Raw genomic sequence first — 13,591 nt, 5'->3', positions numbered from 1 at the left:
TCTTTAAAAACCTAATTTTCTTTAAAAAAACACTTTATTGTTTTATCGTTTTCTGCTATTATTCATATTAATGATTTAGATCATAATGGGATGTAAGTAAAATTTTTAGAATTACTTACATCCCATTATGATCAACATAATTTTATTATTTCATACTTAATGCTTCTTTTTTCTAAACTTAAAAAATTTTACAATTGCTCATCAAATATCTAATAAACCATATCGCTTTTGTAAATCAAGTAACTTCATTCTTGCTTCACCAGCGTTATCAGCCAAATCAGCAAATTCCACAAAACGCCGTAATTCCTTTTTCAACAAATTACGCTCAACTTCTATCGTTTCTCTATCCAAATCTGGCGGTAAAACAATCATGTCAAATATTGTTGCGCGTTCTTTAGCAGGATGAGGACGTAAAACTCGCCCCCGTCGCTGAATAAACTGGCGGGGATTACCAGAACTTGACAAAATCACCGCAGTTTTAATTGCCGGAATATCAACACCTTCATCTAAACAACGAATTGCCACCAAACCCTGCAACTCTCCACTTTCAAATTGATGGCGCAATATTTCCCTTTCTTGTAAAGTTGTTTGAGCGGTATAGGTACTTACCTTATACCCCAAATCCACACCCAGAATTTTAGCAACAGCTTTAAGTTGGCGTAGAGATGAACGTTGTCCCGCTTCTTGGGAACCATCACTACAATAAAAAAGTGTGTGGCTAGTTTCGCGGCGAGTTGTCATTAATTCATGCAAGGCGGTTAATTTATTTTTTGCTGCACCAATTAATCTTGCTCTTTGCATCAACAACGGCTTTAAGTCTTCATTGTCTTCAAATCCTACTTCGCCATTTTCTCGATCTCGATAAAGTAGCGATCGCCCAATTCTTTTAGTTAACTTTAAATAGGCAATACTTTCTGCTTCAGTTAACTCTACCAACACCGGATAATAGAGATAATGTACCAAAGCACCTTGAGCGATCGCATCCCTCAATGTAAACTCTGGTTGGAGAACTGGGCCAAAATAATCAAATAGAGATTGCGTACCAAAATCATCAAAATATCTTTCCGGTGTGGCAGATAAAGCTAGTCTCAACCCAACGCTACGCGGTAAACTTTCCTCTAACTTGGGTGCGCCTAGATTATGCGCCTCATCCCCAATAATTAAAGTTTTGGCGGGAAAATATTTGAGTTGAGACTGAAACCCATCTCCAATTAAAGTGGAGTTCGTAGTAATCACCGTGACAAATCGTTGAGAACCAGAACGCAGATTATAAATTTGGGTAGAAAGTTGACTTTGCCAAGTGCGTAAATTCTCAAAGGCTAAAATGGGTTGCAAATTAAATTTTTCGCATTCTCGCGCCCATTGGGTAACAAGATGGCGGTAGGGACATACCACCACCAAAACTTGTAAATTAATCTGCTGATACAATTCACAAGCGATCGCTAGTGCGGTAATCGTTTTACCACTACCAGTAGCCATTTTCAGCGTCCCTCTGCCATTGTTGGTAAACCAGCTAGCGATCGCTTGGCGCTGATATTGCCGCAATTGCAGAGACGGAGGCATTCTTGGGCATCCTGGTAATGGTTGCGTGTAATAACTGCCCAAAATTTCCCTTGCAAATGGTAATTTCAACCGGAAAGTGGGCAGTTGCTGCACTGGATTTTTCGTCAGGTACATATTTTAAGTAAATGGGCATTGGGCATTGGGCATTGGGTATTGGGTATTGGGCATTGGGTGTTAGGCATTGGGTGTTGTGCTGAGTGAGGAGTTCAGAGTTATTCTCCCCCATGCCCCATGCCCCATGCCCCATTCCCCAATTCAGTTGTAACCACGCCAAACACCAATGAGAGAACCTTGCACCTGTACTTGTTGAGCCATGACTTCAATGGGATTGTACTTAGGATTTGCTGGTTTGAGAGTAACGCGATCGCCTTGGCGATAAAAACGTTTTAATGTGGTACCAAATCCATCGACTCTGGCGGCAACGATAGTACCATTTTTTAAATGATTTGGTTCTGCTACTGGACGCAGAAATACCACATCGCCATCAGTAATTAAATCTTCAATCATGCTATCGCCAGCTACCCGCAAAGCATAAGTTTGGGGAGGTAAATCGAAATTAGAAAAGTCTAAATGATCTACAGCATCAGTAAACGGTTCTATTAAACCACCAGCAGCGATCGTCCCCAAAATTGGTACACCTTGCTTCACAGGACGCAAAATCCGAATCGTTCGCGCTTGTCCTTCAGTCCATTCTATATATCCTTTAGTCCGTAAATGTTCTAAACGGCTTTGAATTGGTGCTGGTGACTTCAAGTTCATCGCTTGCATCATTTGCCGAATTGAAGGCGAATGCTGGTGCGATCGGATGTATTCTGCCAACCATTCGTAAAGTTCTTGTTGAGCTTCTGTTAAACGTTCCATAAATTTCTGGGAAGTAATTATAAATGTCTCTAGAACATTAGTACTACAAAAAACTCCCTATAACAAGAGAAAAGTAAAAATATGAAAGGCAAAAGAAAAATAATTATCTTTTCTTTTACCGATTTATTTTAGATTTTTTACAAATTAAGTAGTCAAGAGCCAGCTGCACACTCGCTATTCTGACTCTTAGCTTTTGTACAGACGCGATCAATCGCGTCTCCTAACTCTTTTCATTCTGCCCCTAAAATACTCGCAAGCAAAGCTTTTTGAGCGTGCAAGCGATTTTCCGCCTGTTCCCAAACTCGTGATTGAGAACCTTCAATAACAGCTTCGGTAATTTCTTCACCACGATGGGCTGGTAAGCAGTGTAAAACAATTGCCTCTGGTTGTGCAAGGCTCAATAACTGCTCCGAAATTTGATAAGGCTGGAAAATTGGCATTCGATTGTCTGCCTCTGCTTCTTGCCCCATACTCGCCCAAACATCAGTATAAAGTACAGCAGAACCCTTAGCTGCTAATTCTGGATCATGAGTGACGAGGACTTCCGTTTTGTTGTTAGCGATCGCTCTTGCTTGTTCTACAATCTTAGAATCTGGCTCATATCCGCTAGGGGTAGCAATTCTGACATTCATCCCTACCAAAGCACAGCCCAACATCAGAGAATTAGCCATATTATTTCCATCACCCACGTAGGTTAAAGTTAACCCAGCAAGGCTGTTAAAGGTTTCTTGAATCGTCAATAAATCGGCTAATACCTGACAAGGATGTTCTGCATCGGTAAGCGCATTAATTACCGGAATCTTGGCATAGTGAGCAAAAGTTTCTAAATCTTGCTGTGCAAAAGTGCGAATTGCCAAAATATCCAGATATCGTTCTAACACCCGCGCCGTATCCTGCAAAGGTTCCCCGCGACTAACTTGAGTGACATTAGGGTTGAGATCAATAACCTGTCCACCCAGTTGGTACATCGCCACAGTAAAACTTACCCGCGTGCGAGTAGAAGCTTTGGAGAACAACAACCCCAAAACTTTATTACATTGCAACTTCAACTGTTGTGATTTAAGTTGAGTTGCCAATTGCAGGAGTTCTTGAAGTTCCGTAGGACTGATGTCCGCTAGACTTAATAAATCTCGTCCGAGCAATGCTGCCATGCTTGTAATCTGTAAAAAATAATTATATATTTCTGTTCCTTGATTCAGCTGTGCCAAGAAAATACAGTTTTAGAACTGAACAGATATTTTTGGGTTCAGCCCAGGATTTAAGTTATTAGCTTTTGGTATGAATATTAATTTACCAACTTTATCAGCGATCGCAATCACTACAATTGCAACGCCAACTCAACCATCTAGATAACCCAAGTTGCTGGTTATCGACTGATATGCACTTGTTATCACTCAATTCATGCGATCGCGTACAACAAAGTTGGTGCCTAGCGCCAACGTGCCGATGCCATTGTTGCCAGCATTCAGCTACTTAAATGCCTATTAGTTGTATAAATTACTTATTCAATAAAAGCTTGTTGAAGAGTAAAAGAAAAAATGAATGCTTGTAGCTTAAGTAAAAACCCTTGATAAGTGACTGCATGTATTGATTTTGGAAAAACACAAGTGATACTACTAAACACAGTTTCGATATAATGCCGAGTATGTTGTTTAATATATTGATTCCAAGGCTGGTCTTGACGCTTGGAGTTCTTTTTCCTCATGACTTTTAAAGAAATGTGACTTGTTTGTTCCAAGTCATCCTCAATCGTGTAGTCGGTGTAAGCTGAATCACCATAAATTTCACTACCAGGTGGTAGATTCAAGGGTAAGGCATTTAAAGCACGTACATCGTTGGCACTACCAGGCATAAACACAAATTCGACAGGAATACCATTTTTGGTTGTTAATAACTGAACTCGAACCCCGTAAAAATATCGTTTTTTCGATGCGATGTAACCTCTATACTGCGCCGACTGTATTATTTTTACATTAAAGATACGGATGTTATCGCAGATGGGCACTGGGAACGAGTCTAAAAGATATTCAGTGGAATCACTAATTTCCTTCAGTGCCATTCCCACTTGATGAAACAAGTCGTTGATTAACATTGAGACACTGTGTAATCTCCGGTTAAATCGTGACTTTTCTAACATATTAGATATCAACTTATGTTCTTTCATATAGGTACAAGCCTTACTATGATTACCATTAAAGAACATCGCCGATGTTATTGCCGTTGTAATAATTTCTGCGTCATTCATCTCTCGACGACAATCTTCATTATGCCCAATCGCCTTTAACAGGTCGTCTATGATAGCATATATGGAAATTATTTCGTTTAGCATTTAGCCCTCCTAATTTTCTCTTCTTGGAGGGCATTTTATTGCTTTACTGTCCCAAAGCGATCGCCCATAAGAGTAACTAGCAACTTGGGTTAGATACACAAAAGCAGCGATATTGCCAAAATCTCTGGTCTTCTAGCCTAATTTCGGAACAGGGAGATATTTTTAGCAATTACAGCTAGACAAATAAATGGATTATGGTACAATAATAAATTGTGGTTGCTACTTGAGAGTAATCAAAAAAATTGCCAGCATAGCACAGTGGTAGTGCATCCGACTTGTAATCGGAAGGTCGCGAGTTCAAATCCCGCTGCTGGCTTTAAGTATACATAAGAATTTGAGTTGCCGATTGTGTACGGTAATTCAGCCCATTGGTGATCTACTGGAGTGCGTCATGTCCTAAAGCTTTTGGAAGTAAAGGAAAGGACAAATTGAACGACCATCCTCCAGAATATCTTCAAGTTCAAATGACACAACTTAAACCTCTTATGTGAAATTTACGACAAGCGGTTTTAGCAAATTTGAGTGAACGGATTTTAAATGCTGATTTGCCAGAGACTGTTATTAAAATTGAAGAAACGCGAGCTGATGAAAATATCAAGGGAAAAAATTTCGGCTGACACAGGCATTATGATGGGGAAGGAGAACCTAGTACCAGTACTTATGAATCTTCTAGCCGTCACAAGTTTTAATAGGCTGTCTCTTCATATTCTGGTTGAACAGGCTCAGTCGGGACTTTTTATCGCATCAGTTCCAGAGTTACCTAATTGTACAGCTAAAGCTGAAAACCGTTCAGATGTGATCGCAGCCGTACAGGAGCAAATTAAAGCTAGACTGGCAAATATTGAGGTGCTGACCCTAGAAGTGGCAAATAATCCCTGGACAGATTTTATTGGGATGTTTGAGGGAGATGAAGAGTTTGCGGATCTGTCTCAGGAACTGCGTACTGAGCGCGAGTTAGATATAAATAGCACTGTATGAGCCTTTGGCTGTTAGATACAGATCATGTGTCGCTGTTATTAGAACGACATCCACAAGTGAGCCGTCAAGTTGCAGAGGTGGGAGCAGAGGTAGCGATTTCCATCGTGACGGTTCAGGAATTGTTTAATGGTTGGGTAGTACGAATCAACGATGCGCGGGAAGTTGAAGATTTTGATAAAGTGGTTCTAATCGCATAACTAGCTGCCTATCATCTGCTTCTAATTCTTGATTTACTCTCAAGTTTTCGCGCAAGTTGTAAACTAATTCCAGGGTTGCTTTTTGGTATGGATGATTTAATCGTTTGCAACTCGATAATTGCCTGCGACTGCAAGTTTCCCCTACCCAAAAGCCTCAACCATAACGTTTCCGGTATCTGTGGTAATTGATGTATCGCTACAATTGCTGTCCGCAAGGCATCTGCGAGAAAATATACTCCTGATAACCAACCTTCTTTTTGCATAGTTCCAAAGCTAGACAATCTAGTTTCAGACACCGTTGGGGTAAGAACCCACAATTTGGGATAAAATAATAAAACCCTTATTAGGGCTTTAAGAGTAATATTTTCAACTACACAAATATGTCAAATTGTCAAACAATTCGGCAAGCGACACTTATTATTTCGCAAGTTGTTGGTAGCGTTCCTGAACTTCTTGAATCGAAAACAAAGTTTCAAACTTCAACCCAGCTGACTGGTACAACTCACCTCCACCTTGCTGTCGGTCTACCAGTGAAATTATTTGATTTACGGTATAACCTGCATCTTTAAGACGCTCAACTGCTTTTAAAGCAGATTGCCCGGTTGTCACCACATCTTCCAAGACTACTACTTTTGCACCTTCTGGTAAATTGGGGCCTTCTATATAAGCTCTCGTTCCATAACCCTTGGCTTCCTTGCGAATAATTAGCGCTGGTATGGGTCGGTTTTCATAAACAGAAACTATACTAACTGCTGTCACAATTGGATCAGCCCCCATTGTTAAACCACCTACAGCTTGTGTATCTACAGGTAGCAAAGGAAACAGTAAACGTCCGACTGCCAAAGCGCCTTGAGGATGGAGTGTTACTTGTGTCTTGTTGACATAATAAGAACTACGCAGACCAGAAGAGAGCAAAAAATCACCTTCTTGATAAGCAAGTTGGCAAAATAAATCTAGTAGCTTGTGGCGCAAAATAGTTAAATCAGCAGTAGTTGCCCAAATATCTGAGTGGGTAAAAGTTTCAGTAGGATACGTCATTACAAAACATTAAAAGTTGTGCTACACCAAAGGTTGAACTCATCAGAGTTCTGAAATTAAGCATAAATTAAGATTGCCCAAAAATTGAGGAGTTAGGAACGTGGGTATAAAATTTAAAACCTTTGGTGGTTTATTGGTACTGGTTGCTACTGGTATTGCTTTTCCCTCTGTTGCATCTGCCCAAACGGAAACCCCCAAAACTGAAACTACAAATGATGCCTTTGAGCGAGCTTATTTTCGTCACGATCGCAATTTCTACGAAAATGGTAGCCTCAAGCGCCAACTAGACTCATTTCTAGGATCTGGTTCCAGTTTCGGTGGTTCCTTCCCAGAAAATGAAATTGCCCGCGACGCTCAATTGCTTAACACTTTATATCATGATGTCCTGACTCAGCAAGTTGGCAATGATCCATACATTCGCACTCCTGATTTACCAAATCCTTATGACACATCACTAATGATGTCTCCGCGTTTCAATAGCAACAAACTCAAAGTGGGTACTGAATTTAGGTTTGAAACTTTACCACCTCGGTAATATTGGGGAGTGGGGAGTGGGGAGTGGGGAGTGGGGGATGAGGGAGCAGGGGGAGAATAACTATTAATTATTGACCAATGCCCAATGCCCCATGCCCCATGCCCTTTATCCCTCTATTACTGCTTTTTGATCATTCAGTGCGCCCTGCTGGAATCGAACCAGCCTGAAGACGAATTATGAGTTCGTTGCCTCCCCAATCGGCCAAAGGCGCTTATGTTGTTCGCTTTCGAGTTCATAAGAGTAAATTACTTCAACTCTTAGGTCAACCCGATTTGCTAATTTTAGACTGAAGAAAATACCTCATGCACTGAGTTTAGCCAATTTTATAATTATAGCACACATTTACACCTGTGAATACTCGACAATAGCTTATCAGATTTTTATACTACATAATTTAATCATAAAATAGTGCAGACTAATATTGATTAAGTTCCTTTAAGGATTGAGGTCAAAAGCTTCACTATTCTTAAATAGACCAGCATTCTATTGTGATAGCTTGTCAGCGATGAAAATAAATTCTACTGTACTTCTTACTTTGGTTTTGTTAATCCTGATGATGGGAGCAGGTTCTGTGAGTGCCCTTTTGGGGTTTGAACTAGGTAGTTCAGCACTTAAAGGCGTAAATACACCAGATGGGCGTCCTACAACCAAATTTGCCAGTAATAAGGCAAATAGCTCCCAACAGGGAGGTCTAGTGCTATTAAAAGAGGACGAAATTCTGAAAATTGTCAAAGCGCGAATTGAGGGTAAGACCAAGGCAGCTAAATCAGAAAAGCTAGAGGACGATGATGAAGAAACCAATAGCAGTAAGCAGAAACCAGAGGAAAAACCCCCAGCAGTAGTTGAAGAAAAACTCCAGCCAGGTTTTCCAGTTACAGCCTTGAGTGAGGGCGTAACCATGTCTGTACAATCTGTCCGCTACTCTGGTGGTGATTTGCTACTGAAAGTGAAAATGCAGAACAAAGGTAAAGATTCTGTCCGCTTCCTGTATAGTTTTTTAGATGTTACCGATGATAAAGGACGAACCCTAAGTGCTAGTACAGAGGGTTTACCAACAGAATTGCCTGCAAATGGGCCAGCATTTACAGGTACAGTGAGCATTCCCACAGCTTTACTTGATGATGTCAAGAAAATATCACTTGCTCTTACTGATTATCCCGCTCAAGAATTAAAGCTAGAGGCATTGAATATTCCTGTAGAAAGGTAGATTGGGTATTGGGCATTGGGTATTGGGCATTGGGCATTGGGCATTGGGCATTGGGCATGGTTATTCTCCTTGTTCCCTCATCTCCCTCCTTACTCCCCACTCCCTATTCCCTATTCCCTATTCCCAATCCCCCTAAATGGAGGGCGTGAGTTTTACACGAGCTTTGGTGGTGATTGGTTTTCCTAATTTAATTTGGACAGACGTGGCGCTACGGTTATTGTCAGTGCTACTGCTGATTGCCATAAATGCCTTTTTTGTGACGGCGGAATTTTCGATGGTGAGCGTGCGGCGATCGCGTATTCACCAGCTAGTTAAGGCTGGGGATGTTCCAGCGATCGCAGTCGAAATGCTACAACGTAGTATTGATCGACTATTATCTACCACTCAGTTAGGTATTACCCTCTCCAGTTTGGCATTGGGATGGATTGGCGAAAGTACGATTGTTGTGCTGGTTAATGCATGGTTAAGATCGTGGCCTTTACCCAGTGGGATGATTACCTTCTTGGCTCATTCCCTATCAATTCCCATTGCCTTTTTCTTGATTGCCTATCTACAAATTGTGATCGGAGAATTATGTCCCAAATCCTTAGCCATGCTGTACTCAGAACAGCTAGCTAGGTTTTTGGGGCCTTCGGTAAAAGCGATCGTGCGTTTTTTTGGCCCCTTCATCTGGATTCTCAACCAATCAACTCGTTTTTTATTGCGGATTTTTGGCATTCAATACACAGGTCAAGGCTGGAGGCCACCTGTGACTCCCGAAGAATTGCAACTGATTATCTCTACAGAATGGGGGTCTACTGGTTTACAGCGTGCGGAGCGAGAGTTGCTCAATAATGTCTTTGAGTTTGGAGATGTTATGGCCCAAGATGTGATGATACCGCGCACCAGTATTATCACGCTGCCAAAAGATGCTACTTTTCAGGCATTACTCAAGGAAATGGCTGCTACTGGTTACTCTCGCTATCCCGTGATTGGTGAATCATTAGACGATGTTCGCGGCATTGTTTATTTTAAAGATTTGGCACAACCTTTAGCTGTAGGAAATCTCAGTTTAGAGACACAAATCCAATCTTGGATGCGTCCCGCCCGCTTTGTTCCCGAACACACGTCCCTGAGTGAGCTTTTGCCAATGATGCAGCAAGAGAAACCAGCTATGGTCATGGTAGTGAATGAATTCGGCTCTACTGTGGGACTAGTGACAATCAAAGATGTCATTGCCGAAATCATTGGCGACGCCAGCGAATCTGAAAGCAGTGACGACTTGATGATTCAGATGTTAGATAAGGATAAATTTTTAGTACAAGCCCAGATCAATCTCGAAGACCTCAACGAAGTTTTGCATCTCAATTTGCCCTTGACAAGAGAATACCAAACACTAGGCGGCTTTTTGCTGTATCAGTTACAGAAAATGCCTGTCAAAGGCGAAACTTTCCGGTATCAAAATCTCGAATTCACTATTGTATCAATTGTTGGCCCACGCCTGCATCAAATTCAACTGCAACGGTTAGAAGAGTTAGGAGTTGAGAGTTAGGAGTTGAGACGCGATTAATCGCGTTTGTACAGGAGTGGGGTTTGGAGTCATGAATTTTAACTCAATACGCTTGGGTTAAGGATTTTTGGTATTAATTTTAGGTATGTAGAGACGTTGCAATGTAACGTCTCTTGCATTGGATTTGGGGCTTAACTGAACTGGATTGGATTTTAACTCCTAATTCCTCACTCCTAACTCAAGAAGCATATTCCACTGGATCAACGAGTTCCAATTCAGCAAAAGCTGCTAGCCGCAAGCGACAAGAATCACATACACCACAGGCGACATCATCACCGGCATAGCAAGACCAAGTTAGCTCCCAAGGAACTCCCAATTCGTTCCCTAGTTGGATGATTTCAGTTTTTTTCATGTTGATTAGGGGTGTAACAATATTTATTGGTTGTCCCTCACGCCCTTGTTTGGTTCCCAGACGAAAAACTTCCTGCATTGCCTGGATATAATCGGGGCGACAGTCAGGATATCCTGAGTAATCTAAAGCATTGATGCCGATATAGACACGTTCAGCCGCGATCGCTTCTGCATAACCAAGAGCAAAGCTTAAAAAGATGGTATTACGAGCCGGGACATAAGTGACAGGAATATTTTGAGACATTTCATCCAGCGATCGCTCTTGGGGTAAATCAATGGCATCATCGGTAAGTGCTGAACCACCCCATTGCCGTAAATCAAAATTAACTACCTGATGTTTTGCGATCGCAGCTTTTTGAGCAACAGTCAGGGCTGACTGTAACTCTCGTCGATGTCGCTGCTGATAATCAAAGGAAATAGCATGACATTCACAGCCATCAGCCTTAGCTTTGTATAAAATTGTGGAAGAGTCTAATCCCCCAGATAATAGAATTACAGCTTTCATCTCGGTTGCAAATTTTGGATTTTAAATCGCCAAATACACCTCAACATTTTTGGTCAGGAAGTAATGCCAAAGCCACTTCTCAACCCTGTGAGTGATGGCAAACAACGCCGCACCGATATTTTCAAGAAACAATCTACAGTAGTGCAGTACGGCGTAAATAAACATACCATTTCAAATGGCGCAAGAAGCTCTGAATACAATTATGCGTGACTTTTGACTTCCGCCTTGCGATACTAGTTTTTCTCAAAAAACAGTGTAATATTTTCTCTACCACACGCTATGGGTAGTTTGCTTCTTTGCAGAAGTATGTGTCTAGGACGGATGCTGCAAATAATCATACAAAAATCTTTTCAATTAATTCAGAGCGATAATTTTCAATAGCATTTTTCTTTCAAAAAGCATACGTGTTACTTTTTCCTGATTTTGTAATTTTAGTAGTATCAATTAGCAATTGATCCCGGGTAATTAATCGCCTAAGTGCAACAATCAAGTTAAGTCAGAGCAGAGAAAGCGGCTCCTTAGAAATTTGAAGAATTTACACTTAAGTCTTACTGAATGTTTTAAAGTTAACAAAAAGACATATATTTATTGTAAAAAGTGCAAAATCCAAAACAAACCCGAACTATCTATACAAAAGATATTTGGATTACGGGAACCGATGATAAACTTTGAAATTCTTCATAAACATAGGCTCTATGTTACCATCTGGATGGTTTTAGACGGATCGTAACTGGCTTTCGAGTATAAACGCCAACGGCCGTAGCGTCTCTAAATTTGGTGGTTGAGGAGAGAATAATAGTGCAAGATAGCATGTCAGTGGCAGAACCGAATCTATATACACAGCGTAACCAGCCACGACCGATCCGCATAGGCGTGATTGGAGTGGGTAATATGGGACAACATCACGCTCGCGTGCTGAGTTCAATGAAAGATGTTGAACTAGTCGGAGTGGCAGATATTAATGTTGAGCGAGGGCTAGAAACTGCCAGCAAGTACAAGGTGCGTTTTTTTGAAGATTACTGTGATCTGCTACCTCTTGTAGATGCAGTTTGTGTAGCTGTTCCCACTCGTCTGCACTATGCTGTGGGTATCAACTGTCTGTTAGCGGGAATTCATGTTTTGATTGAAAAACCGATCGCAGCCAGTATTTCTGAGGCAGAGTCCCTAGTAAATGCCGCAGCTGAGTCTGGGTGTATCCTGCAAGTGGGTCATATTGAGCGTTTTAACCCGGCTTTTAAAGAACTAAGCCAAGTGCTTAAAACTGAAGAATTGCTGGCGCTAGAAGCCCACAGAATGAGTCCTTACTCAGATCGGGCAAACGATGTTTCGGTTGTGCTGGATTTAATGATCCATGACATCGACCTACTTTTAGAATTAGCTGCTTCCCCAGTTACGAAATTGACTGCTAGCGGTACTCGCGCCCTAGACTCTGGTTATTTAGATTACGTAACTGCCACCTTGGGGTTTGCCAATGGTATTGTTGCTACTCTGACCGCCAGTAAAGTTACCCACCGAAAAATTCGCCGGATTGTCGCCCATTGCAAAAATTCATTCACTGAGGCAGATTTTCTCAAGAATGAAATTTTAATTCACCGACAAACGACTGCCAATTCTCTCAGCGACCACCGACAAGTACTTTACAGGCAAGATGGTGTAATTGAAAAAGTCTACACCAGCAATATTCAACCCTTAAGTGCAGAATTAGAACATTTTGTCAACTGTGTACACGGTGGCAATCAACCCTCAGTAGGTGGTGAACAAGCTCTCAAAGCTCTGAGACTGGCAAGTTTGATTGAGCAGATGGCGCTGGAAGATCGAGTTTTGAATCCATTAGACTGGCAATCGGAACCAAGAGTACAATCATTGACCCCGACAGCCTAGCAGAGGGGATGAGGGGGATGAGGGGGATAAGGGGGACAAAATAAAATTTTCTCCCTGCTCTCCCACAGGCATAACCTCATAACCTCAGAACAAAACCTCAGAATATGTTTTTAAATTTGCCATCAAATATTTAGATCCTCCCTAGTCCTTAAAAAAAAAACTGACTAAGGGGGATCTAAAAAATTAGAAAATAAAATCTGATGATTGATTTGATTGATTTTGTCAGATTTGTAATGAGCAATTTCTCGCTCAATTTCAAGGGCTAGTACCGCAAGGCGGAAGTCAAAAGTTAACACTGAGCGGCTTATCTTGAGCGCAGTCGAAAGGAGTCGAAGTGTCAAAAATTAAAATTCAAAAGTTTTGTATATCAAGGCTTTTGCAAGTTTTAAAATGGTAGCTTGATTTCCGCCCTGTAGTAGAGCTACTTCCGAATTTCTATAAACTCCGCAATTAATGAAACAGCCTCCTAGCTTCCATTTGTTTTACCTGTTTCTTCATTGTAATGCCAACTTTTTGTGCAGCCGAATTATCTGGACTTTAGGAAGCAGGATAATTAGCTTTTTTAAAAGCTAAAGCGGAATCTTAGTCACAAGAATA

The 13,591-nt window shown here is 41.2% G+C and carries 13 protein-coding genes, 2 tRNA genes and 1 pseudogene; 7 read left to right on the top strand and 9 right to left on the bottom strand.

Features of this window, described 5'->3' with window-relative positions; all coding sequences use genetic code 11:
- Positions 1 to 201: 201 nt before the first annotated feature.
- The 5 genes from CDC33_RS25980 to CDC33_RS25965 all read right to left on the bottom strand — a co-directional run bounded on the left by CDC33_RS25980 (position 202) and on the right by CDC33_RS25965 (position 4,753).
- Positions 202 to 1,563, bottom strand: a complete 1,362-nt coding sequence (locus CDC33_RS25980) for a DNA phosphorothioation system restriction enzyme (protein WP_244919350.1) — start codon at positions 1,561 to 1,563, stop codon at positions 202 to 204.
- Complete coding sequence (locus CDC33_RS40640) at positions 1,514 to 1,810, bottom strand: hypothetical protein (protein ID WP_244919349.1); 297 nt, start codon at positions 1,808 to 1,810, stop codon at positions 1,514 to 1,516. The genes CDC33_RS25980 and CDC33_RS40640 overlap by 50 nt, the downstream gene beginning before the upstream one ends.
- A gap of 8 nt (positions 1,811 to 1,818) precedes the next feature.
- Positions 1,819 to 2,424, bottom strand: coding sequence for a transcriptional repressor LexA (gene lexA, locus CDC33_RS25975; protein WP_104909820.1), 606 nt, complete (start codon positions 2,422 to 2,424; stop codon positions 1,819 to 1,821).
- A gap of 230 nt (positions 2,425 to 2,654) precedes the next feature.
- A complete protein-coding gene (gene argF / locus CDC33_RS25970; RefSeq protein WP_109011364.1) occupies positions 2,655 to 3,575 on the bottom strand; it encodes an ornithine carbamoyltransferase in 921 nt (306 codons plus the stop codon).
- A 350-nt stretch (positions 3,576 to 3,925) separates the two neighbouring features.
- Positions 3,926 to 4,753 (bottom strand): IS982 family transposase, encoded by an 828-nt coding sequence (locus CDC33_RS25965; RefSeq protein ID WP_109006873.1) that lies wholly within the window; start codon positions 4,751 to 4,753, stop codon positions 3,926 to 3,928.
- A gap of 244 nt (positions 4,754 to 4,997) precedes the next feature.
- On the opposite strand from CDC33_RS25965, the gene CDC33_RS25960 reads away from it, so the two are divergent.
- The 3 genes from CDC33_RS25960 to CDC33_RS25950 all read left to right on the top strand — a co-directional run bounded on the left by CDC33_RS25960 (position 4,998) and on the right by CDC33_RS25950 (position 5,928).
- Positions 4,998 to 5,069, top strand: a tRNA-Thr gene (locus CDC33_RS25960).
- A 269-nt stretch (positions 5,070 to 5,338) separates the two neighbouring features.
- Positions 5,339 to 5,731, top strand: a complete 393-nt coding sequence (locus CDC33_RS25955) for a type II toxin-antitoxin system HicB family antitoxin (RefSeq protein ID WP_244919348.1) — start codon at positions 5,339 to 5,341, stop codon at positions 5,729 to 5,731.
- The gene (locus CDC33_RS25950; protein ID WP_244919347.1) at positions 5,728 to 5,928 is read left to right on the top strand and encodes a PIN domain-containing protein; all 201 of its coding nucleotides are present in this window, start codon (positions 5,728 to 5,730) and stop codon (positions 5,926 to 5,928) included. The genes CDC33_RS25955 and CDC33_RS25950 overlap by 4 nt, the downstream gene beginning before the upstream one ends.
- Here CDC33_RS25950 and CDC33_RS25945 read toward each other — a convergent pair.
- A pseudogene (locus tag CDC33_RS25945) lies at positions 5,903 to 6,254 on the bottom strand (DUF4351 domain-containing protein); the annotation flags it as partial. The gene CDC33_RS25950 and the pseudogene CDC33_RS25945 sit on opposite strands and share 26 nt — an antisense overlap.
- Positions 6,255 to 6,345: 91 nt before the next feature.
- Positions 6,346 to 6,966 (bottom strand): orotate phosphoribosyltransferase, encoded by a 621-nt coding sequence (gene pyrE, locus CDC33_RS25940; protein WP_109011363.1) that lies wholly within the window; start codon positions 6,964 to 6,966, stop codon positions 6,346 to 6,348.
- Between the two features lie 100 nt (positions 6,967 to 7,066).
- Here pyrE and CDC33_RS25935 point away from each other — a divergent pair, with 100 nt between their 5' ends.
- Entirely contained in the window at positions 7,067 to 7,501 is a 435-nt protein-coding gene (locus CDC33_RS25935; protein WP_109011362.1) for a hypothetical protein, read from the top strand.
- Between the two features lie 138 nt (positions 7,502 to 7,639).
- On the opposite strand, the gene CDC33_RS25930 is transcribed toward CDC33_RS25935, so the two are convergent.
- Positions 7,640 to 7,712, bottom strand: a tRNA-Ile gene (locus CDC33_RS25930).
- A 294-nt stretch (positions 7,713 to 8,006) separates the two neighbouring features.
- Between CDC33_RS25930 and CDC33_RS25925 the strand changes: the two genes are divergently transcribed.
- On the top strand, positions 8,007 to 8,708 hold the full coding sequence (locus CDC33_RS25925; protein WP_109011361.1) for a hypothetical protein: 702 nt from the start codon (positions 8,007 to 8,009) through the stop codon (positions 8,706 to 8,708).
- A gap of 136 nt (positions 8,709 to 8,844) precedes the next feature.
- Positions 8,845 to 10,239: a hemolysin family protein gene (locus tag CDC33_RS25920; RefSeq protein WP_181374131.1), complete on the top strand. Its 1,395-nt coding sequence runs from the start codon at positions 8,845 to 8,847 to the stop codon at positions 10,237 to 10,239.
- 196 nt (positions 10,240 to 10,435) lie between these two features.
- Here the strand turns inward: CDC33_RS25920 and queC are convergent, their stop codons facing one another.
- Positions 10,436 to 11,113 carry a 7-cyano-7-deazaguanine synthase QueC gene (gene queC / locus CDC33_RS25915; protein ID WP_109011359.1) on the bottom strand — a complete coding sequence of 226 codons (678 nt, stop codon included), beginning with the start codon at positions 11,111 to 11,113 and terminating at the stop codon, positions 10,436 to 10,438.
- A 798-nt stretch (positions 11,114 to 11,911) separates the two neighbouring features.
- Here queC and CDC33_RS25910 point away from each other — a divergent pair.
- Positions 11,912 to 12,994 carry a Gfo/Idh/MocA family protein gene (locus CDC33_RS25910; protein WP_109011358.1) on the top strand — a complete coding sequence of 361 codons (1,083 nt, stop codon included), beginning with the start codon at positions 11,912 to 11,914 and terminating at the stop codon, positions 12,992 to 12,994.
- Positions 12,995 to 13,591 lie beyond the last annotated feature (597 nt).

The organism is Nostoc commune NIES-4072, assembly GCF_003113895.1.
GTDB lineage: Bacteria > Cyanobacteriota > Cyanobacteriia > Cyanobacteriales > Nostocaceae > Nostoc > Nostoc commune.
The sequence above is the reverse complement of the archived record's forward strand: the minus strand, read 5'-3'. Positions and strand labels throughout refer to the sequence as shown.

Excerpts from the sequence above, each read along its gene's own strand:
- CDC33_RS25980 (WP_244919350.1), bottom strand. The coding sequence starts at position 1,563 with ATGCCTCCGTCTCTGCAATTGCGGCAATATCAGCGCCAAGCGATCGCT.
- CDC33_RS40640 (WP_244919349.1), bottom strand. The coding sequence starts at position 1,810 with ATGGGGCATGGGGCATGGGGCATGGGGGAGAATAACTCTGAACTCCTC.
- lexA (WP_104909820.1), bottom strand. The coding sequence starts at position 2,424 with ATGGAACGTTTAACAGAAGCTCAACAAGAACTTTACGAATGGTTGGCA.
- argF (WP_109011364.1), bottom strand. The coding sequence starts at position 3,575 with ATGGCAGCATTGCTCGGACGAGATTTATTAAGTCTAGCGGACATCAGT.
- CDC33_RS25965 (WP_109006873.1), bottom strand. The coding sequence starts at position 4,753 with ATGCTAAACGAAATAATTTCCATATATGCTATCATAGACGACCTGTTA.
- CDC33_RS25955 (WP_244919348.1), top strand. The coding sequence starts at position 5,339 with ATGAAAATATCAAGGGAAAAAATTTCGGCTGACACAGGCATTATGATG.
- CDC33_RS25950 (WP_244919347.1), top strand. The coding sequence starts at position 5,728 with ATGAGCCTTTGGCTGTTAGATACAGATCATGTGTCGCTGTTATTAGAA.
- pyrE (WP_109011363.1), bottom strand. The coding sequence starts at position 6,966 with ATGACGTATCCTACTGAAACTTTTACCCACTCAGATATTTGGGCAACT.
- CDC33_RS25925 (WP_109011361.1), top strand. The coding sequence starts at position 8,007 with ATGAAAATAAATTCTACTGTACTTCTTACTTTGGTTTTGTTAATCCTG.
- CDC33_RS25920 (WP_181374131.1), top strand. The coding sequence starts at position 8,845 with ATGGAGGGCGTGAGTTTTACACGAGCTTTGGTGGTGATTGGTTTTCCT.
- queC (WP_109011359.1), bottom strand. The coding sequence starts at position 11,113 with ATGAAAGCTGTAATTCTATTATCTGGGGGATTAGACTCTTCCACAATT.